The organism is Sabulicella rubraurantiaca (genome assembly GCF_017355885.1).
GTDB classification, from domain to species: Bacteria; Pseudomonadota; Alphaproteobacteria; order Acetobacterales; family Acetobacteraceae; genus Roseococcus; species Roseococcus rubraurantiacus.
Genome location: NZ_JAFEUU010000019.1, coordinates 15,638 through 33,848, shown reverse-complemented (window position 1 = coordinate 33,848; position 18,211 = coordinate 15,638). Strand labels below are relative to the sequence as shown.

General features: G+C 63.5%; 18 protein-coding genes. 9 read left to right on the top strand and 9 right to left on the bottom strand.

The window, feature by feature from the left end; genetic code table 11:
• Positions 1-29: 29 nt before the first annotated feature.
• Both JTJ31_RS21325 and tnpA read right to left on the bottom strand, forming a co-directional pair.
• On the bottom strand, positions 30-1,373 hold the full coding sequence (locus JTJ31_RS21325; protein ID WP_207540769.1) for a hypothetical protein: 1,344 nt from the start codon (positions 1,371-1,373) through the stop codon (positions 30-32).
• A gap of 68 nt (positions 1,374-1,441) precedes the next feature.
• Entirely contained in the window at positions 1,442-2,005 is a 564-nt protein-coding gene (gene tnpA, locus JTJ31_RS25430; RefSeq protein WP_207540768.1) for an IS200/IS605 family transposase, read from the bottom strand.
• Between tnpA and JTJ31_RS21315 the strand changes: the two genes are divergently transcribed.
• Together JTJ31_RS21315 and JTJ31_RS25105 are read left to right on the top strand one after the other, a co-directional pair.
• Positions 1,994-3,292, top strand: a complete 1,299-nt coding sequence (locus JTJ31_RS21315; protein ID WP_207540767.1) for an RNA-guided endonuclease InsQ/TnpB family protein — start codon at positions 1,994-1,996, stop codon at positions 3,290-3,292. The genes tnpA and JTJ31_RS21315 overlap by 12 nt on opposite strands.
• 245 nt (positions 3,293-3,537) lie before the next feature.
• The gene (locus tag JTJ31_RS25105; RefSeq protein ID WP_207540766.1) at positions 3,538-4,227 is read left to right on the top strand and encodes a c-type cytochrome; all 690 of its coding nucleotides are present in this window, start codon (positions 3,538-3,540) and stop codon (positions 4,225-4,227) included.
• Positions 4,228-4,464: 237 nt separating this feature from the next.
• On the opposite strand, the gene JTJ31_RS21305 is transcribed toward JTJ31_RS25105, so the two are convergent.
• The 5 genes from JTJ31_RS21305 to JTJ31_RS21285 form a co-directional block, all read right to left on the bottom strand.
• On the bottom strand, positions 4,465-4,659 hold the full coding sequence (locus JTJ31_RS21305; protein WP_207540765.1) for a helix-turn-helix transcriptional regulator: 195 nt from the start codon (positions 4,657-4,659) through the stop codon (positions 4,465-4,467).
• A 28-nt stretch (positions 4,660-4,687) separates the two neighbouring features.
• Positions 4,688-4,933 carry a hypothetical protein gene (locus JTJ31_RS21300; RefSeq protein ID WP_207540764.1) on the bottom strand — a complete coding sequence of 82 codons (246 nt, stop codon included), beginning with the start codon at positions 4,931-4,933 and terminating at the stop codon, positions 4,688-4,690.
• Between the two features lie 457 nt (positions 4,934-5,390).
• Entirely contained in the window at positions 5,391-6,683 is a 1,293-nt protein-coding gene (locus JTJ31_RS21295) for an alpha/beta hydrolase family protein (RefSeq protein WP_207540763.1), read from the bottom strand.
• Between the two features lie 114 nt (positions 6,684-6,797).
• Positions 6,798-8,018 (bottom strand): trypsin-like peptidase domain-containing protein, encoded by a 1,221-nt coding sequence (locus JTJ31_RS21290; protein ID WP_207540762.1) that lies wholly within the window; start codon positions 8,016-8,018, stop codon positions 6,798-6,800.
• 387 nt (positions 8,019-8,405) lie between these two features.
• Complete coding sequence (locus JTJ31_RS21285) at positions 8,406-10,361, bottom strand: hypothetical protein (RefSeq protein WP_207540761.1); 1,956 nt, start codon at positions 10,359-10,361, stop codon at positions 8,406-8,408.
• Positions 10,362-10,876: 515 nt separating this feature from the next.
• Between JTJ31_RS21285 and JTJ31_RS21280 the strand changes: the two genes are divergently transcribed.
• From JTJ31_RS21280 to JTJ31_RS21255, 6 genes are all read left to right on the top strand, one after another.
• A complete protein-coding gene (locus JTJ31_RS21280; protein ID WP_207540760.1) occupies positions 10,877-11,272 on the top strand; it encodes a MerR family transcriptional regulator in 396 nt (131 codons plus the stop codon).
• Between the two features lie 236 nt (positions 11,273-11,508).
• Complete coding sequence (locus JTJ31_RS21275; RefSeq protein ID WP_207540759.1) at positions 11,509-13,026, top strand: MFS transporter; 1,518 nt, start codon at positions 11,509-11,511, stop codon at positions 13,024-13,026.
• Between the two features lie 430 nt (positions 13,027-13,456).
• On the top strand, positions 13,457-13,765 hold the full coding sequence (locus tag JTJ31_RS21270; protein WP_207540758.1) for an ankyrin repeat domain-containing protein: 309 nt from the start codon (positions 13,457-13,459) through the stop codon (positions 13,763-13,765).
• A 159-nt stretch (positions 13,766-13,924) separates the two neighbouring features.
• The gene (locus JTJ31_RS25265) at positions 13,925-14,563 is read left to right on the top strand and encodes a cold-shock protein (protein ID WP_328805792.1); all 639 of its coding nucleotides are present in this window, start codon (positions 13,925-13,927) and stop codon (positions 14,561-14,563) included.
• Between the two features lie 77 nt (positions 14,564-14,640).
• The gene (locus tag JTJ31_RS21260; RefSeq protein ID WP_207540756.1) at positions 14,641-14,832 is read left to right on the top strand and encodes a hypothetical protein; all 192 of its coding nucleotides are present in this window, start codon (positions 14,641-14,643) and stop codon (positions 14,830-14,832) included.
• A gap of 346 nt (positions 14,833-15,178) precedes the next feature.
• Positions 15,179-15,478 carry a hypothetical protein gene (locus JTJ31_RS21255; RefSeq protein ID WP_207540755.1) on the top strand — a complete coding sequence of 100 codons (300 nt, stop codon included), beginning with the start codon at positions 15,179-15,181 and terminating at the stop codon, positions 15,476-15,478.
• Between the two features lie 76 nt (positions 15,479-15,554).
• On the opposite strand, the gene JTJ31_RS21250 is transcribed toward JTJ31_RS21255, so the two are convergent.
• Together JTJ31_RS21250 and JTJ31_RS21245 are read right to left on the bottom strand one after the other, a co-directional pair.
• Positions 15,555-16,199, bottom strand: a complete 645-nt coding sequence (locus tag JTJ31_RS21250; protein ID WP_207540754.1) for an SOS response-associated peptidase — start codon at positions 16,197-16,199, stop codon at positions 15,555-15,557.
• A gap of 292 nt (positions 16,200-16,491) precedes the next feature.
• Positions 16,492-17,175, bottom strand: coding sequence for a PEP-CTERM sorting domain-containing protein (locus tag JTJ31_RS21245; protein WP_207540753.1), 684 nt, complete (start codon positions 17,173-17,175; stop codon positions 16,492-16,494).
• Between the two features lie 621 nt (positions 17,176-17,796).
• Between JTJ31_RS21245 and JTJ31_RS21240 the strand changes: the two genes are divergently transcribed.
• Positions 17,797-18,186: a MerR family transcriptional regulator gene (locus JTJ31_RS21240; protein WP_207540752.1), complete on the top strand. Its 390-nt coding sequence runs from the start codon at positions 17,797-17,799 to the stop codon at positions 18,184-18,186.
• The last annotated feature ends 25 nt before the right edge of the window (positions 18,187-18,211 follow it).

The window sequence follows — 18,211 nt, the reverse complement described above, 5'->3', positions numbered from 1 at the left end:
CATACGCGAGGCCACGGCTCCCCTGGCGTTCACCCGAAGAGTTGGTCTGCCACGGATGTCGGAGCGTAGAAGGCCACGCCCTCGTAGCGGTAGTGCGGCAAGGTGCTGAGCGTGACGTCTCTCTCCACAGCCGAGGATGTGAAAAGGTGACCACCAGCCTGCGTGTGGAAGAACCGGTAGATCGGCACGAGCCCCTCACCTGCGACGGGCGACATGTGGAACCCAACATCCTCGTACCGATAGTGCGGCAGGTTCTGCAGCACGGAGTCTCGCTCGACCGTCGATGTGGTGAAGAGGTGGCCACCCGCCTTCGTATGAAAGAAGCGATAGACTGGCACTGCGTTCGGAAACCCCTGGTCGGCGGTCAAAAAGGTCTCACCTTCGTATCTGTAGTGCGGCAGGTTCTGCAGCACGGAGTCTCGCTCGACCGTCGAGGTGGTGAAGAGATGGCCGCCAGCTTGTGTGTGGAAGAACCGATAGGTCACGACATTGCCGAACTGGAGGTTCTCGATGCCGTAAAGGAGATCGGTTCCGTCGCGCCCAGCCACTTGGTCCTGGATGGCGACTGAGCCGTCGGACTGGGTCTGGAAGCGATACTCAGAGCGCGGACCGCGGAACAAGGCCGTGTCAAAGCCTCCGCCGCCGACGATCAGGTCATTGCCGGCCGCTCCTGCGAGACGGTCATTCCCGTTCCCGCCATTCACAAGATCTTCGCCATCGCGCCCGACCATGGCGACGCTGGTCCCGACCAAATGCGAATTGACGGGGGTCGTGAGGCTCATCAGATCCTGAGCCTCCGTCCCTTTGACTGTCACGTGTGAGGGCAGAGGGACGGCCGCCGTGGAGCTGGCGTTGACATACGACCCTTCGTTGGCACTCACATCACCATAATAAAGGTAAAGACCTCGCGGGTCGAAGGGCACATCGAAACGGAAGCCAATAGATCCCCCAACTCCGAGGGCGACAGCACCGCCTGTGGTCGTAACCGCTAGACCGTCTCGGACATCTAGAGTGGCCAACGCAAGATTGACGCCCTGATTGCCTGCTGTCGCGCCAAAAAGAGAGGGATTATTGAGTTCAGGCGCCGAACCATTTGGAACCGGCGCGACGAAACCAGCCCTGAAGACTATGCCGCCGAAATTGAAGGGAATGACTGACCCAATCGCGGCAGCCGCGTTCGGGTCCTCGACCAAGAGGTTGGAAATCTTGACGAAGTCAAAATCGAGGCCCGAGGCAGCGCCGACGCCAAGGCCCATCTGCCCCGAATCATTGACGCTGAGCGACCGGATTTGCGTCAGACCAAATGCGCTCAGTGGCACTCGGTAGACTCCCGTCTGGCCTGCAACGCCCAGAAAGGTCGGAGTAACGCTCATGCCGGTCGTCTCCCTCGGAATCGTCACTAGAAGGTTGAGACATCATAAGGGTTTCGCCCGAGCGGGTTCTATTGTTGTAACCTCCGGCGCATCGCTATCGCTTCAAAGACACAGGTCGAGGGCTGCGCACCCGGCGCAGCCCACCGCTTCGCGGCATTCCCCTCCCTCCAACCTCCGGGTTGGAGGGAGGGGAGTGCCGCACCGCTCCGCGGGCGGTCATAGTTCCGGGCGCTCCTGTTGCTCGATATGGCGGCGAATGATCTCCAACGGGGCGCCGCCGCAGGAGATGACGCAATCAGACCGGCTCCAAAGTATGGGCTGGTGGGGAACCGCCGCACCTCCTCGGGGAACTCCGAGCGCAGCCTGCGGCTTGTGCCGGTCTTGAGGGCGTTCACAATGTCGGCCAGCGCGTGCTTGGGGGGCAGGGTGAACAGCAGATGGACATGCTCTGGCTCGCCGTTTGTCTCGATCAAGCGCCCGCCCCATGCCTCGACCCGCCCACGCGCCAGCACGTCGAAGCGGTCGAGCATCGGTCGCGTGAGCGCCTTCCGCCGAAACCTGGTCACAAGAACCAAATGGGAGTGCAGGGCGAAAACGCAGTGATGGAGGGCGTCTAGCTCTTGCTGTGCCATGACGACCAATCCAACATCGTGCCTGTGGAACACCGCAAGGTCACCTACCGGCTCTACCCGTCCAAGACGCAGGCCGCTGCCTTGCTCCATCTGCTTCGTCTGCACCAGCAGCTTTACAACGCTGCTCTCGACCAGCGCATCACCGCCTGGCGCCGACGGCGGGTGTCTCTGTCTTATGCGGACCAGTGCCGGGAACTGACCGACCTCCGCCGCGAGTGCCCGGAGTTTGCGACCGCCAACTGTTCTTCGCAGCAGCGCACCCTGCGCCGGCTCGACATCGCCTTTCAGGCGTTTTTTCGCCGCGTCAAGGAGCGTGGCGAGCGCGCGGGTTTCCCGCGCTTCAAGTCGCTTCATGCCTTTCCGGGCTTTGGGTTCAAGTCGCACGGCGACGGCTGGCGCTTCGTGCCCGGCGCTGACGGGAAGCACGGCAAGCTGCGCCTGCAAGGCGTCGGTGTCGTCAAGGCGCGGGGACAGGCCCGCACGGGCGGAACGATCAAGGCCTGCGAGGTGCTGCACCGGGACGGGGTGTGGTCGTTGTCCCTGACCGTCGAGTGCCAGCCGATCCGCGCAGGCGGCATTGCCGCCTGTGGCCTCGATTGGGGCGTGTCCGATTTCGCAACACTGGCCCTGACAGACGGCACGCACAGGTCGATTGCAAACCCCCGGCTCGGCCAGCAGGCCGAGCGCGGCATTCGCATCGCCGCCCGCGCCGTCGCACGCAAGAAGCGCGGCAGCAACAACCGTCGCAAAGCCGCACGGCACCTCCGCCGCCTGCGGCAGCGCCTCGCCAATCGGCGGCGCGACTTCGCGCACCAGCGGAGCGCGGAACTGGCCGGGCGCTTTGCGCTGATCGCGACCGAAGAGTTGAACGTCAAGAACATGACCGCCACGGCCTGCGGCACAGCCGACGCGCCGGGACGGAACGTGCGGGCCAAGGCCGGGCTCAACCGTGAGATCCTCGACACCGCGCCAGCGGCCTTTCTGGCGCTTCTCCGATACAAGGCGACGGAAGCCGGGTCGGAGATCGTCGAGGTGCCGACACGCACCCTCAAGCCGAGCCAGAGGTGTCCGGCGTGTTTGCGTGTCGAAAAGAAGACGCTGAGCCAAAGGATGCACTGCTGCCCGTGCGGGCACGTGGAGCCGCGCGATGCGGCCTCAGGCCGCGTTGCCCTGAACTGGGTGCTGGGGCAGATGCAATCGGGGCGGGAACCGACCCTGCGAGAGAGAGCGGGGGTTGCCCCGCCTGCTCACGAAACTCCATCCATTCCGCAGGATTGGATGGGGTAGTTCATTTGCTGCTTCACGGGCTGACAGTTCGCCGGTGCGCCGATTCCTGCTCTTCCTGGCGCACCCCCTGAGCTTTACGTGCAATTGAAGGCCAGCGGTCAGCGGCAAGGCGCAGCAGCGCCCTGGCTCAGATCTCCCGAAAACCGGGCGCGGCACACCGGGGTCGTCGGTCCTAGTGGTCCGATCGACGTTGATGGTTCCGCCTGTAGCGAGATAGCCTAGGCGGTGCCTTAGGGCCCAGCAACATGGCTCGAGCAGCTTGGCAACAACCCCGCGCGGAAGGGAAATCGACCGGCAATCAGGATCGCCGGCGCCCGGCGGTGCGCCGCGCGGTCCAGGCAGCGGTTCTCCTGGCCGCCTCCATCGCTCCCCTCTTCTCGCAGGCCCCGGCGTGGGCAGCAGGCGACGCCGAACGGGGCCAGACACTTGCGTCACATCCCGCGCGCTATTGCACCCACTGCCACGGGCGGAACGGGGTCGCGAGCACCTCGGGGACCCCCTCGCTGGCCGGCCAGCCGGCCGAGTATCTCGTGGCACAGATGGTCCTCCTCCGCGCCGGGCGGCGTGTGTCGGGACCCATGGCCGACTTCGTGCGAGGTCTGGCCGATCAACAGATCGAGGACCTTGCCGCCTTCTTCTCCGGGATGCCGGCCGCGCCTCCGCCGTACCGCGAGGAACGCGACGCGGGAACGGTGGCAACCGGTGAGGCGCTGGCAGAGCGCATGCGATGCGGTTCCTGCCATCGGCCGGACTACCACGGTGAGGCGCTGTTCCCGCGCCTCGCCAGCCAACGGGAGGACTACCTGCGCCGTACCCTGGCTGATTACCGAGACAATCGCCGGGTCGCGCCGGACACGCAGATGAACGAGGTGATGCAGGGAGTCTCCGACGCCGACATCGCGGCATTGGCGCACTATCTCGCCCAGCTGCCCTAACTGTCTCCGCGCGCCGCCCGGTCCAGGGCAACAAGGGAACCCTTAACGTCGATCAAACCACCAGGACTTGGCCAGAGTGCGTCACGCAGCAGGGCGCCGCTTAACTAGGCCTTGCAGTCACGGCGCTTGCGCACCCTCTGCTTTGACATGGGAGCGCGGTCTTTCGAGACGGTGGGCGGCCGGAAAGTCGGGATCGTCTCCAACTCCTCGGCCATCTGCGGCGCCAGCGTGGCGAGGTCATAGACCGCTTGCACCTTGAGCCAAGACATGCGGGTCCATGCCGGTCAGCTTGCCGAGCTGCAGCGCCATCGCCGGCGAGATGGCGATGCGTCCATTCCTGAGCTTGTAGAGCAACTGATAGGACAGGCCCATCATCGCGGCTGCCTGGGGCAGGGTGAGGCCGAGCGGCGGCAGCACGTCCTCCACCAGCATCCGCCCTGGATGGCGTGGCTCCTCCATCTCAGGAGGCGAAGGGCGCCCAGCCGGGCAGGAAGTCGGCGCGCTGCATTGGGCTGAGGATCACCACGCGCTCGACTGTGGTGCTCCCATCAGGGCCGAAGCGGGTCACGCTGCCAATGGTGAAGTCTTCGTAGATCGCGCTCGCGCCGCCAAAGAGCCATTCACGATGCACCGCACCCACATCCTCGGGGATCCCGGCACGTCCGATCAGCCGTCGGTGCCCGTCCTCGTCCAAATAGACCTTCATCGACCACTCCGCGTTGCCAATATCCGATAGCGAACGTGGCGCAGCGCAACATCCGTAGAACTCCAGATCCAGTGCAGCGAGCGGAGCCCAACCCCGGAGGACGAAAAAACCCGCCGCCTTGTTAGGGCGGCGGGAAAGAGGGTTGAGGAAGAATGGAGAAAAAGCGTTACCACCCATCAAACACGCTCTGCGCGCTAAGGTTTCCTATGCGGAGGGATTCACCGAAGAGCCATTCCTGATCGGACACAGGCAGAACGAAGGCCCGAGGGCCAAGGACTTGGCTGGCGACAACGCGGACCAGCTATGAGCCGGCCGGTTCGATAGCAACCAACTCATATGAAGTTGTGCCTGCATGGAAAAGCTACCATGCCTTGAAACGAGACACTGAACTCTCGTGCTCCAAGAGTTCATCTAGGCATTCACATCTGCCACGGGGCTGTCCTTTGCGGACAGCCAGCTAGAAGATGCGTCCCTCCTCAATTCCAAACTGAAGGTAGTGCCCAAGCGGATCGATGCCAGCAGCCAAGACATCGGGATTGGCTGCTAGGTAGCGCGTCGTGTCGAAGGAGGGCCCCGGGTCGCGCCCCTCGATCCAGCCCCACATCTCATAATGCAATAGGGGATCGATGCCGGCAGCGGCCACATCCGGGTTGGAGACTAGATAGAAGGCAGGATCGAAATATGGGTTGGGATCTCGGCCCTCGCGCCAGCCATAGGTGCTGTAATGCTCGAGGGGATTGACCCCAGCAGCGGCCACATCCGGGTTGGAGGCGAGATAGAAGCTGGTCTTGAAGGACGCATCCGGGTCGCGACCTTCCCGCCAGCCAAACTGCTCGTAATGCGTCTGCGCATCAACGCCGGCCGCCGCGACATCGGGATTGCGCGCCAAGTAGAAGTCACGGTCGAAGAGTGGGGCAGGATTGCGGCCAGTGGTGCCCGCCGCCTCCATAGCCACCCTGAGAGTGTAGAGGTCGACCCGGTGGTTAGCAGGGTCTGCCCGCAGCAGCTCGCCGAAGTCGGAAACCGGATCGACAGTTCCGTCGAGGCCGGGGAGAAGCACAGTGATGCCGCGGTTCTCGTAATCTCGTGTCAAGGACGGCAACGAAGCGAGAGCGTCGGTTACCGTGAGGCCAGGGAAGGTGTCGGCGGCAATGAACGCGGCTCCTCCGGCAAGCACCGGATTGGCACGCAGCTCTGCTCCGGTATCCGCACGGTGCTCGCCAAGATAGACGGCCGGGTCACTGGCGATCACGTAGTCGACGATGCGTGGGTCGTTTGCCTCGTCCAGCAACGCACCTGGCGAGCCGAAAGTGACGGCAAGGTACTGGGTCGCGCCATTGGGGTGCTGGGACATGTAGAGCTGCGTCATCGCACCACCAAGGCTATGCCCGGTGACGGCGACGTTCCGTATTCCGGTGACGGCCACGTAGCTATCCAGCGCACTGATCAACGGGGCGAAATCCGGATAGTCGGCGTTGATGTCGCGCAGGGAGTTGATCGAGTCCTCGCGGTCGTCAGACCCCCGAAAAGCCAGGACGACAGTCGGTACGCCGTTCAGTGGCCCGGTGGCCACCAGCGCCGCTGCGTTCCGATTGTGGTAAATGCCCTCGGCAAAACTCGCTCCCGAGCCGGGCGTGAAGGCCAGGGCGTTGGCCGGCAGTGGCGTGAAACCCGCGGGTAAGGGCGGACCCGTGTCGGAATAGGCGGCGGAGGCGAGGCGGGCGAGGGTGACATCGCGGGCGGTGGTCATGGCCATCTCGCTGTCAGGAGGGTCGCTGATCCCTCCGAGCAAATAAACTGCCTAGTTGGTTGCCGGTTGCCTGGGCAGAGGTCGGGGCTCCTTCTGCCAATACGGGTGGTCCCGTTAGAGCACCGCATCGACATAGAAGGCAATGCCTTCGAAGCGGAACTCCGGAAGGGTCCCCTGCACGTGATCCCGCTCCACTTCTGAGGTCGTGAAGAGGTGAACGCCGGTCACCGTATTGAAGAAGCGGAACACCCCGTCGCGGCCTTCGCCCCTATTGGCATAAGCATGAAAACTCACGCCTTCGTATGTGAATTCGGGCAGGGTCCGGAGAACCGTGTTGGCCTCATGAAGGCTGGACGTATAGAGGTGCATCCCGGTCTTCTTGTTGAAGAGCCGAAAGACGGACACCTCGTCCTCTGCGCCGCTGGTGGCCGTGAAGCCCACTCCTTCATAGCGGTAGTGAGGCAGTGTCTCGCGCACGATCGCGGCCTCTTGGGCCGAGGAGGTGTAGAAGTGCCCGCCCTTCTCGGTGTTGAAGAAGCGGTGGATTGACTTGGTGATGACCGCGTCGGAGGAAGTGTCGGTGATCTCCAGCCCTGCAACTCGGGACTGGCCGTCCGGCCGCAAGGGGACATAACCGGTGATGGCGGCGTCGTTGCGCGCAATCTCCGGCACGATCCAATCCAGGTGATCCTTTACCGACGCGGCCGCGCCCTGGGTCGAGACGATGCCGACGACCGTGGCCATGCCGTCCTTCCACGCCACGATCGGACCGCCGGAGTTGCCAGCCCGGATCTCCAGGTTTTGATTCAGGCGGATGGTGGCGTCCACCGGATCACGCCAGGCGGTACCGTCGTCGCGCTGAAGGGAGTTCCCGCCGCTGGCTGGATAGCCCATGACCTCGACGGCGCCGGAGGTAAAGTCGGCGTTCAGCCCGAGCCAGCCAAAGGCGTCGCCTACCGCGATGCTGAAGGAAAGCAGCGCGATATCCATCTCGGAATCGCTCATGGTGAGCGGGTTCCTGTCGCCCGTGTAAAGGAGGCCGTCTTTATCCAGATCGAATTCCTTGAAATGGATCGCGTTGGCAGCCTGCAGGCCATAGGCCTCGCTGCGGGACTCGTTGGGTGAGAAGGAGAAGTGCGCCTCAATCCGGTCCGCGCGCTTGCCACTGGCCGAGTTGAAAATCACGTGTGAGGCGGTGAGGACATCGTTGCGACCGACAAGAAGGCCGCTGCCGCCCCGGGCCTCCTGGATGGAGCCATCAGGGGCGATCCAAAAGGCGCGCACCGCAACGACGGTGGTGCCAGGATAAGCGTTGTCGTTCATGCGAGTGGTCATGCCGGGCTCATATGTCCTGGGAGACAACAGGAAGCTAGGCCTTCCGGTGGTCGAGCCCAACATTCAGGCTACCTCCGGCTGGCCCTGATGCCGAGGCCCCGGCTTCTCATCTGGATGTTTGATGTGAAGGCCATGGTGGCTGGATGTGACTTGCTTTCGGCCACGGTCCAGAAGCTATGTCAGACCTGGATTGCAATCTTGTCTAGCACGTTGGTGCCCAGCACCCTGGCGAAGGTCAGGACCGTTGACCACTGCGCCCGCGATGAAGCCGAGGGTGCCGCGCAAACGCCTTCAGGCCTCAACCATTCCAAGGCTGAGTGTAACGAGAGCGGCCGCAGTCGATAGGATCGCGACTTGAGAGAGAAGCTGCGGTGAGAGCCTTCTCACCTATCCGAAGAGATCATCAGCGATACGTGTCGGCGCGTAGAAGGCGATGCCTTCGTCGCGATAGTGAGGAAGGTTGGTACGCACATTGGCCGCTTCCACCTCGGACGAGGTGAATAGATGCCCGCCTGCCCGGGTGTGAAAGAACCGAAAGATCGGCGCCAAGCCCTCGCCTGGAGTGGCGGACATGTGGAAGGCGATGCCTTCGTCGCGATAATGCGGCAGGCTCGTGCGCACGCTCGCGGCTTCGGCCGCCGAGGCGGTGAAAAGATGGCCGCCCGCCTCCGTGTGAAAGAAGCGGAAGACCGGCACGGCGTTGGGCAAGCCCTCGTCAGCCGCCAGGAAAGCCTGCCCCTCGTCTCGGTAGACCCGCAAGTTCTCCCTCACATGAGCGGCTTCCACAGCGGAGGTGGTGAAGAGATGACCGCCTGCCTCGGTGTGGAAGAAGCGGAAGGCGGGAATGTTCGCGAACTGCAGGCATTCAACCTCCGGAGCGACGAGGCTGGTGCCGTCGCGACCTGCGACGCTGTCCTGAACCACGCGCCAGCCATCGTCGCGAGTGGTGATGCTGTATTCGCTGCGCGGCCCGCGAAACAACGCGGTGTCATAGCCCAGGCTCCCTGTGTGCATTGGACTAGCGCTGGCTGGCAGATCTGCGACCGCGCCATAATCGCTTAGGGCCAGGGAGAGGCTGCCGTCGGCCGCAGGGGCGACCCCATTGACCTCGAGCACCAGCATGTCGTCGCCCAGCCACAGAGGTCCCCTGCCATCCCAGACGGCGCTGGAGCCGGCCAAGGGATTGGCAACCGAAAGAGCGGCCTCGCCAGAGAGCGACAGGCCAATCCGGCTGGGGGCGTGGCTGACCGGGACGTTCAGGCCTTCGTCCCACAGATCGCGCTCGCGCCACAGCAGGATCTTGAAGGAGTTGCCATCGCTCCGGAGTGCCTGGCTGAAGACCTGGCTGTCGGCGGTGTCGAGGCTGAAGCGCAGATTCAAATGGAGGGAGGTTTCGCCGTCATCCTGTCGCAGGGTCGCGTTGAAGCGGTTGAGGGCTAGGGCGGATTGCTTGGGCGAGTAGTCGCTGTTGAAGAGGCCGCCATTGCCGAAGACCCCCTCGGATTCCTTTCCGGGCCACGGCGTGACCAGCTCATAGACCTGGGTGGCGCCAAAGCCGTGCCGAAAGCCTTGAGCGAAGCCGTTGAGGATAAAGCGTGCCTGGGTGGCCTCATCGACGGAACGGTAGGGCTCACTGGGGAGCAGGGCACCTGGGGGATAGTCCTTCGGATTCTGACCGACCTGATCCCCGGTTGGCCAGCCAAACTCCGTCCACACCATTGGCCGCCCCGTCGCGGCGATCTGCGGGTAGTCCCGAAAGGCATCTTTCAAGATCAGATGGGGCTGCTGGCCCATCGGGCCGTAGTGGTGGAAGTTCGTGTAATCAGCGAGGCCTGAGCTGGTGAGGTCGGTAAAATCGTAGACAGGGAGGTGCTTGAGTGCCGGGTGGCTCTTCACGAAGTGGTACCAGTCGCTCTGGTGCGCCTTGGCAGCCGTGAGGCCAGTCCCTCCCCTGTAGGCCACCGGCCAGTTCCAGATCTCGTTGGCGCCTTCGATCGAAGCGATGCCGCCTGGATACTGCTCCGCGAATTGGCTGAGCTTGATCTGGAGGGAGAAGAAATCCCAGCCAGTCCAGACTTCCTCGCGCCCGGGGATGATGAAGTTCCACTTGATCCCCGCCTCGTACATCCGCGCAAAAGGCAGCTTGGGGTCGTGCAACGTGATCATGCCGTCACGCACGGTCTGGATGCCGGTGAATCGGATCAGATCAACGATACGATCTGGGTCGGAGTAGGGCCCCTGGCCCCAGTGCTTCCAGATGAAATGCGTGTTCACGCCCATCCGCGACTGGAAATCCTGCACGGTGGAGGACACCGCGCCGCCGGAAGAGTTCGTCGAAAACATCGCTTCGCGCCTCTTTTTTGTGGCGTCAAAGCTTCGCAAGCAGCGTGCCAGTAAAATTCTATAATAATATCAGAAATATAGTCTCCCTATTATGAGATTGGTAAAGTTTTCCGACGCATGCAGATTGCCGCTCTTGGGGAGATCTGCGCCCGCTCGTGTGCGAAAGCATGCGGCAGGACTACGGCGGCAGCGCGCAATTCACCGGCACAGCCGGCGGCTCGAGGCCGAGGGTCAATTCATAGCCTCAGAAGCTTTGGGCTTGCTTCGAGCGGGGCTTCGTCTGGCCATCACAGGCAAGCCCGACTGGACGTTTGCGACGCGAGCAAGACCGAAACACATCCAAGGCTTCGGCGAAATTCGAGTGACGCGACGCTTTGGGTCAGCTCGCCCAAACGCGGGGATTACACTGCGACTTGGCAACTTTTCACCCCCCTTCTCGCTTGCCGTTCCCAGAGGGTTCAGCAGACCTTCCGCTCCGAGAGGCGCAGCAAGACTCAACGAGGAGGCGGCGTGGCATGAACATCGGCCAAGCGGCGGCGAGTGCCGCCGTTACCAGGAAGATGATCCGGCACTACGAGGCGCTTGGTCTGGTTCAATCCGAGCGGCAGCCCAACAACTATAGGAGCTACAGCGAGAGAACCGTGTCGATGCTCCGCTTCATCCGGCATGCCCGTGAACTTGCCGTGCCGCTCCCCGAAGTGAGGGAAATGCTTGGGCTCTGGCGGGATGTAGACAACGACCCGGACGCCGTGCAGGAACGTGCACGTGCTGAGGTAGAGCGCCTGGAGCGCAAAGCAGCATCATTGCAGGCGGTGGCGGGCGCCCTCCGAAACCTGGCGGAGACCGCTGAGCGGGGAAAGCGCCCCGCAGTGCCGCACTTCGAGGACGCCAAAGCGCCTACAAGCTTCTGAACTTCGTTCGCACATGAGATTGGCCTCCTGCTTTCTATTCGGACAGATGTTTTGGGCAGACACGTCCTCCACCTCTGGTTCACAGGCTCTGGAGACGGCCAGCAAGATCGTCGCCATACGGCAGTGCGTGCAGATAGTGGCCGCCTGGCCAGCGCGGGCTGCCGCGCCCTGATGCTGCTCCATGGGCCCACAAGGCGATGACGGCAGAACCTCAGCCAAAGGAGAGGAAGAGAGGCTTGCTGACGCCCTTGCGCCGCGTCAGCCGACGCACCCTTCCACCGCTGTTGATCTATGCCGCCGCAGGCGCCAGCGGCTTCGCCGCGATCGCGGAGACCTTCTGGGTGCGCGAGAGCCTTGGCCTCTCCCCGCAGGCGCTGCTGGCGCTCGCGGCTTGGATGACCGTGCCCTGGACCTTGAAGATGGTCTTCGGGCACTTGGTCGACACGGTCCCGATCTTCGGTTCCCGCAGGCGCACCTACATCCTGCTCGGCGCCTTGGCCCAGGCAGCGGCCTACTTGGCTCTCGCGGCGGCGGCCGCTCGGATGACCGGCCCCTTCACGACCGAGGCGGTCTATGTCGCGGCTTCCTTGTTCGCGGTGCTTGGCCTTGTCGTTCAGGATTGTGTGGCGGATGCACTGACGACAGAGGTGGTCGACCGTACCGCACCCGACGGCACACCACGAGACCCGGCGGTTGTGCAAGCTGAACTTGGAGAGGTTCAGGTTCTCGGCCGCGTCGCGCTGATGGGTGGAGCGTTCGCGGTAGCAGGACTTGGCGGATGGGCGGCGCAGCATCTGCCGGTCGCAACGGTCTTTCTCCTCGGCGCCACGGTGCCGCTCTTGTCAATTTTCGGGGCACTTTTGTTGCGCGAGGAGAAGGCGCCGCAGCACGCAGATGCGCGGGAGCGGCCCGATCCACGCATCCTCGGCGGCGGAGCAGGTTTCGCGGGGATGCTTCTTGCGCTCGGCCTCCTCGATCCGCCCTTCGCACCGGAGATCGGGCTGGCGGTCTCGCTCGGCGTCATTGCCTGGCTGCTGCGGCGGACCATGGCGGGCGTTCCGGCGCGAACCCAGCTGGCGATGGCGGCGGCAGCCGTGGTGATCTTCGCCTTCCGCGCTGCCCCTCCGCCCGGCCCGGGTCTGCAATGGTGGCAGATCGACGTGCTCGGCTACGACCAGGGCTTCTTTGGTGTCCTTGCGCAGATCGGCACCGGGCTCGCGATTGCGGGCTCCCTCATTCTCGGTGGGTGGATCGTGCGTGCGTCACTGGGGCGCGTGCTGGGTTGGCTGGCGGTGCTCGGCGCGGTGATGTCCCTGCCGACGATCGGCATGCTGTTCGGCCTGCATGAGTGGACGGCGGCACATCTCGGCTTCGGCGCGCGCACCATTGGCTTGGTGGATACCGCCCTTTCCGCGCCTCTCGCGCAGCTCGGCATGATTCCTATGCTGACGCTGATTGCGGTCCACGCGCCGCCGGGCCGGCAGGCGACTTGGTTTGCGCTGGTGGCCTCGCTCATGAATCTCGCGCTGCAGGCGGGTAACGTGATCTCGCGCGGCCTGAACATGGCGTTTCCGGTGGAGCGCGGCGACTATGGCGCGCTGCCCGAGTTGGTGATTGCGGCAACCATAGTGGGCCTCGTGCTCGCACTTGGCGCAATCGCGCTGCTCGGCCGCTGGATCCAGCCTGGCGCTGGGCGGCCCAACGCTTCAACTCCGCCCCTAGAGGCGACAGAGCGATCGCAGGCGGCGCCATGACCCCAAGCGGGACGCACCTCGCAAGCTGCGCCTGACCCAAGTAGGGCCTATGTGGCGCCGAGGAGGGCGGCCTGCTGGGGGCCTTCCACGAAAGACCTTCCCCTCGGCGTCGGTATCCTCTCAGAGGCTTTCCAAGGAACGTACGGGAGGTGAACACAGCTGATGTTCACCGTGGCGAACTTGCTTTGATGAGCGCTTCGAAAGGGGCTGCAGTGCAGCGATCGAAACGCGGATATGGAACTCGTTTGGAGTGAACGCCTGAGCTGGCCTGGCAAGGAGCCAACCCGTGTCTCGTGAGTGCCGGATAAGCGCTAAGGAGCTGCACCCACGCACCACGAGAAGCCAACCTGATTGCGGTCGCTCAAGTTGATATAACCCGCATGTGACTCTTCCGATGTGGGAATGTGGATACTGGAGAGGAGCAGGCGAAATGGCGAGGTCCAGGGAAGCCGATCTACTTGCGGCGGCAGCGTCCGGCGACGTTGCGCTGCTGGGGAAGCTTCTGCCGGCAGCGGGCGATCCGGCGGCGTTTGATGGCCCGGAAGGCGTGACGCCGTTGATGGTTGCGGCCTCCGCCGGGCATCAGGCAGTGGTTGAGCTTCTGCTGGAGCGGGGTTCTAACCCGTCGCGTCGTGACGCACAGGGCCGCAGTGCCGCTGATTATGCGCGCATGGCAGGTCACACCCACTTGGCCGCGCGGCTCGATCGAATTTTGGATCAAGAGCAGACCATATGGTGAGGCCACTTGAGAGGCGACTTCACGCAGCTGCAACCGCTGGCTGGCGGCGCGCTTGACGGTTCACGGAGAGGGTTTCGTCGTGCCTCTTTCCCATCGGCCCGCAACGCAAGCCGACGGGATGCACAGCCCCCTCCTGATGGTAGTTTTGCTGGAAGGATTGTGGTTTTGAAGAGAGATGCAGGAAGGGACCGCAAGTCCCGTGGCAGAAGCCGATCCGAGGACGAGGGCTTTGGGGGCGTATGGTCACCTCCCCGCGATGCCGGCCGCGGCGCGTCAGCCTACTCTCCCGCAGGCTTTGGCCCGGAGAGCGAGGCGACCGTCAAATGGTTCAACGCCGAGAAGGGCTTCGGCTTCGTCGAGATCGCGGGCGGCGGTGGCGATGCCTTCCTCCACGCGAGCGTCCTGGAGCGAGCTGGCACCAAGCAGGTCGAGCCTGGAGCCGTCCTGCAGGTCCGGACCGGTCCAGGCCAGAAGGGGCTGCAGGTCACTGAGGTGCTCAGTGTTGCCGAGGGAGCCTCACCGCGTGGCGGAGAGCGTCCGCCACCCCGCTCCAGGGACCCACGCCCGTCGATGCCACCTTCGGGCGAGGCTCAGGAGATGCAGGGAACCGTGAAGTGGTACGATGCTGCGAAGGGCTTCGGGTTCGTGGCGCCAGCGGATGGCGGAAAGGACGTGTTCGTGCATGCCACCGCTCTCGAGCGGAGTGGCCTGCAGGCGCTGAGCGAGGGGCAAAGTGTGCGGATGCAGGTCGTGCAGGGGCGCAGAGGACCTGAGGCTTCGACGATCTCTTCTGAATAGGAGAGCGGGGATAGCGGAACGCCTTGTGCGCAAAGACCATCCAGGCGGGATGTTTGCCCGATTAATAGGGAGCAGTGATGCGGAAGCCGAACTACGGAATGGAACGCAAGGACCGCGAGCGCGCCAAGCAGACCAAGGCTGCGGCGAAGGCAGACAAGCGTGCGGCAAGGAGCGTGGCTGGTCGGGAGACAGCAGCCCCTGCGGCAGGAGAGCGCTTTGATCTCGCCGAGGATGAAAGGGCAAAGCTGGACGGGTCGGCGAGCGACTGAGGCGCGCTCCAGCGCCGATTTCACCGTCCTAGGCCCACATGACCGATTGATGAGGGTCCCATGGTGATCTTCTGGGCAGGCGAGCCCGAGCCAAGCTGAGCCAGTAGGAGTGGCGTGACGACCGCCACTGCGATGAAAGGGAGCTGTGAAGCCGAGCTGTTGATCGCAGGTTTGAGATGATGCGACCAGTAGAATGCGATTTTGTGTGGCTGGGTGCTTGGCGAACCCGTGTGGCCCATTCGCTTGGGGAATCTTTATCCGGACATCACGGGCCTTGCCCCTACCAACACAGGTCGGAGACCTGCGTGGCGCTGTCGCACAGGCGAGAGCTGAAAAGGACACCTCAATGGCGACGAAAGCGGCTCACCCCTACTGCTGCTACTGGTTGAGCCCCCGCGGCTTCGCCAATGAAGGCGATTACGTCTATGGCTCCCGGGAAGACTGCGAGGCCGCCGTCCAACGGCTCGACCTGAAGGCGGGGGCACGGGTGGTCCGAGTGAGTCAGCACCGCAGCCTGGAGGCAGCCAAGAAGTCTGCGGAAGAAAAGGCCGCGAAAGACTCCGAGCGCTACCAGCGCCGCAATGAGATGGATCACATCGGCTGCTGCGCCGCCAACTCGAAAGCGCATCCTGGAACATGGGCATGATGGCGGAACTTGCCTAAAGCCGCCGCCCCTCTGGCGGCAGCGTCGCGGGGCACTCGTAGAGATAGCATCTCATGGGTTATGCCGGGTCCGTTCGATTGCCCTTTGAGACGATCATCATCTCCGGATCCGGCAGCGGCCGCTGCAGTTCCCGGGCCGTCTCCCATGGCGCTTCCAGCCAAGTCTCCATCTCCTCCGGCTTGGTGAGCAGCACCGGCATGGCCTTGGGATGGATCGGGCCAACGACGTTGTTGGGGTCGCAGGTCAGGAAGCCATACACCTCGTGCTCGCCCTCCACGGGATTGGACTTCGGCCCCCGAGTGCCCTTCCAACTCGTCCAGATCCCGGCGAACGCAAAGGGAGGCCGCTCCTCGGAGAGGGCGAACCAGACAGGCGTCTTCTTGGGCTTGGTGTCCTCCCACTCAGCAAAGGAGGTGACCGGCACCAGGCAGCGATGCGCCGGCCCGAGCCAGCGGCGCCAGTGCGGACTGGCCGTGTTGCGGATGTTGGTGACCGGCTGACCGCCATATTGGGTTGGCCCAGGCATGCCCCAGCGCATCATCGTCATCTCGCGCTCTCCGTCCTTCGCCTGCCGCACCACGGGCGCCATGCTGTCCGGGAAGATGGCCGGCAGCGACGGTAGGTTTCCGGTGCGGTCGCGGCTCACCCGCATCAGATCGACCAGGGCCCGCTGATTGCTGCTCATGCTGTAGAGATTGCACATCCCTGCCCTCTCAGCCCCGCTTCTTGGGCCGCTTTCTGGTAGCTATCGACTTGCTTCCCTTCCGCGTGGCCGGGGCGGGCGTTTGGTTGCCCATCATGATGGCGACACTGACGGATCCAGCGCAGGCGCTGGTGGTGCCTCCCACCCACCCTCGGGCCACCTCTTCGATCAACTCTAGGCCTTCCGCCGCGCCACTGGCTTACTGGCCGCGGGCTTCACGAGAAAAAGCGGCCCCGGCTCGTGAAAGCCAGGGCCGTCCCTAGTTCATGCCGGTAGAGGAAGCAGAGTGTCTTTAGACCGCGACCTTGCGGCGAACAGCCGCGAGGCCGAGCAGGCCAATGCCGAGGAAGGCCAAGCCAGCCGGAGCCGGCACGGCCTGCGAGGCGCTGCCATTGCCGCTGACACTTGCTGTGAAGCTGCAGATGGTCGAGCCGCAGATGTTGAGCGCCTGGGTGAGTGCCGTGAAGGTGAAGCCGATCGCGGACGGATCCTGGAGCTTGGAGGCCGGGATGTTGTCCGAGGTGAAGCTCACCGAGCCCGGCGGATCGGTCGCGATCAGGCTGGCCTGGAAGCCGCCGGCGGGACCGGCGACGCGCGAGCCGGCCAGGGCGATGTCGGAGAAGCTGCCCGACAGGTAGTTGGTACCAGTGCCGCCCGCGCCCGAGGTGATGGTGAAGGTGCCGTCAAAGGGCTGGAAGACGTCAGTTCCAGCGACCAGAGACGCGGAACCCGAGCTGGTCGCGTTGAGGTTCAGGAAGGCGGTGAAGGGCGTCGGCACGCTGTCCGAATAGCCGGAAACCGTGATCGCCACGTCCGATCCGCTCAGGGTCGTCGAGGTGCCACCGCTGGCGGTGGCGGTGATGGTGTTGGTCGTCGCGTTCTGGGCGAAGGTGATGATGGTCGTCGGCGCCGCTTGGGCCAGGGCACTCAGGCCGACAAAGGCGGCGGTCGTGGCCAGTAGAGCTAGCTTCTTCATGTTGGGTCCTCTTTAGATCTGCACTGTTGTTATCCGCGCCTCGCAGGACTGGAACCATTCCGCTTGAGGTGTCGGAACGAGCGTTTGCCCGTTGCTTTGGATAAAGCAAGCACTGTGCCAAGACTTAAGCGCTTGAAAGGAAATGTCTTTTTCACATCCGATCAATCGGAAGGATAGGATTGTAAAGAAAGCACAAAGAACGGAGAGAATTCACTTGGTTGCGCGGCCACCAAAAAAAATTACGCCACACGGTTCGTTTTCAACCAAAGGCGGGGCAGAAAATTTTCATTCATGCTCCGCAACCAGTTTTGGCTTCTGCAATACATGCGGGCCCGTGGTCAGATACCCGCATAGATGCCTGCAGAGCCAGCACCAGATTGGGCTCGGCTGTGGTACAGACCAACAGAATCGAACCTCGGGAAATGAGACTGAAAGCGCCCAGGTTTTCCTCAGATCCCGAAATCCGCTCGCCATCTCGTGAGCCAGCACGGTGACGGATTTTTTTACGCCGCATGAAAACTTAGCCACCTCCGCACTGTAAGTACCTGAAGAGCTGAGAGAAATCGGCCCGGCACAGATGTTGCTGAGGGGCAAAGCAGAACGGCAGAGGACCCTGGCCCAATGAATATCGGCGAAGCGGCCCGACGCAGCGGGGTAAACGCCAAATTGATTCGGCACTACGAAGCGCTTGGTTTGGTTCAGTCCGAGCGGCAGCCCAACAACTACAGGAGCTACAGCGAGAGGACCGTGGCGATGCTCCGCTTCATACGGCATGCACGCGAACTCGCCATGCCGCTTGTAGAGGTGAGAGCACTGCTCAGCCTTTGGGGCTGCGACGCGACCCCAGAGGAAGTGCGGAGGCGTGCATCGGCGGAAATCAAGCGGCTTGAGAGCAAGGCGGTCTCGCTGAAGGCCTTGGCGGCAACGCTTCGCAATCTCCTCGAAACGACGGCGGAAGAGCGGCCTCACGTACCGCGCTTCGAAGAAGTAACACTCCCTGCCATCGTCTAGCCGGCGACCGCGCACCTGGGGCTTG

Excerpts from the sequence above, each read along its gene's own strand:
- JTJ31_RS21325 (WP_207540769.1), bottom strand. The coding sequence starts at position 1,373 with ATGAGCGTTACTCCGACCTTTCTGGGCGTTGCAGGCCAGACGGGAGTC.
- tnpA (WP_207540768.1), bottom strand. The coding sequence starts at position 2,005 with ATGGCACAGCAAGAGCTAGACGCCCTCCATCACTGCGTTTTCGCCCTG.
- JTJ31_RS25105 (WP_207540766.1), top strand. The coding sequence starts at position 3,538 with ATGGCTCGAGCAGCTTGGCAACAACCCCGCGCGGAAGGGAAATCGACC.
- JTJ31_RS21305 (WP_207540765.1), bottom strand. The coding sequence starts at position 4,659 with ATGCTGGTGGAGGACGTGCTGCCGCCGCTCGGCCTCACCCTGCCCCAG.
- JTJ31_RS21300 (WP_207540764.1), bottom strand. The coding sequence starts at position 4,933 with ATGAAGGTCTATTTGGACGAGGACGGGCACCGACGGCTGATCGGACGT.
- JTJ31_RS21295 (WP_207540763.1), bottom strand. The coding sequence starts at position 6,683 with ATGACCACCGCCCGCGATGTCACCCTCGCCCGCCTCGCCTCCGCCGCC.
- JTJ31_RS21290 (WP_207540762.1), bottom strand. The coding sequence starts at position 8,018 with ATGACCACTCGCATGAACGACAACGCTTATCCTGGCACCACCGTCGTT.
- JTJ31_RS21285 (WP_207540761.1), bottom strand. The coding sequence starts at position 10,361 with ATGTTTTCGACGAACTCTTCCGGCGGCGCGGTGTCCTCCACCGTGCAG.
- JTJ31_RS21280 (WP_207540760.1), top strand. The coding sequence starts at position 10,877 with ATGAACATCGGCCAAGCGGCGGCGAGTGCCGCCGTTACCAGGAAGATG.
- JTJ31_RS21270 (WP_207540758.1), top strand. The coding sequence starts at position 13,457 with ATGGCGAGGTCCAGGGAAGCCGATCTACTTGCGGCGGCAGCGTCCGGC.
- JTJ31_RS21260 (WP_207540756.1), top strand. The coding sequence starts at position 14,641 with ATGCGGAAGCCGAACTACGGAATGGAACGCAAGGACCGCGAGCGCGCC.
- JTJ31_RS21255 (WP_207540755.1), top strand. The coding sequence starts at position 15,179 with ATGGCGACGAAAGCGGCTCACCCCTACTGCTGCTACTGGTTGAGCCCC.
- JTJ31_RS21250 (WP_207540754.1), bottom strand. The coding sequence starts at position 16,199 with ATGTGCAATCTCTACAGCATGAGCAGCAATCAGCGGGCCCTGGTCGAT.
- JTJ31_RS21245 (WP_207540753.1), bottom strand. The coding sequence starts at position 17,175 with ATGAAGAAGCTAGCTCTACTGGCCACGACCGCCGCCTTTGTCGGCCTG.
- JTJ31_RS21240 (WP_207540752.1), top strand. The coding sequence starts at position 17,797 with ATGAATATCGGCGAAGCGGCCCGACGCAGCGGGGTAAACGCCAAATTG.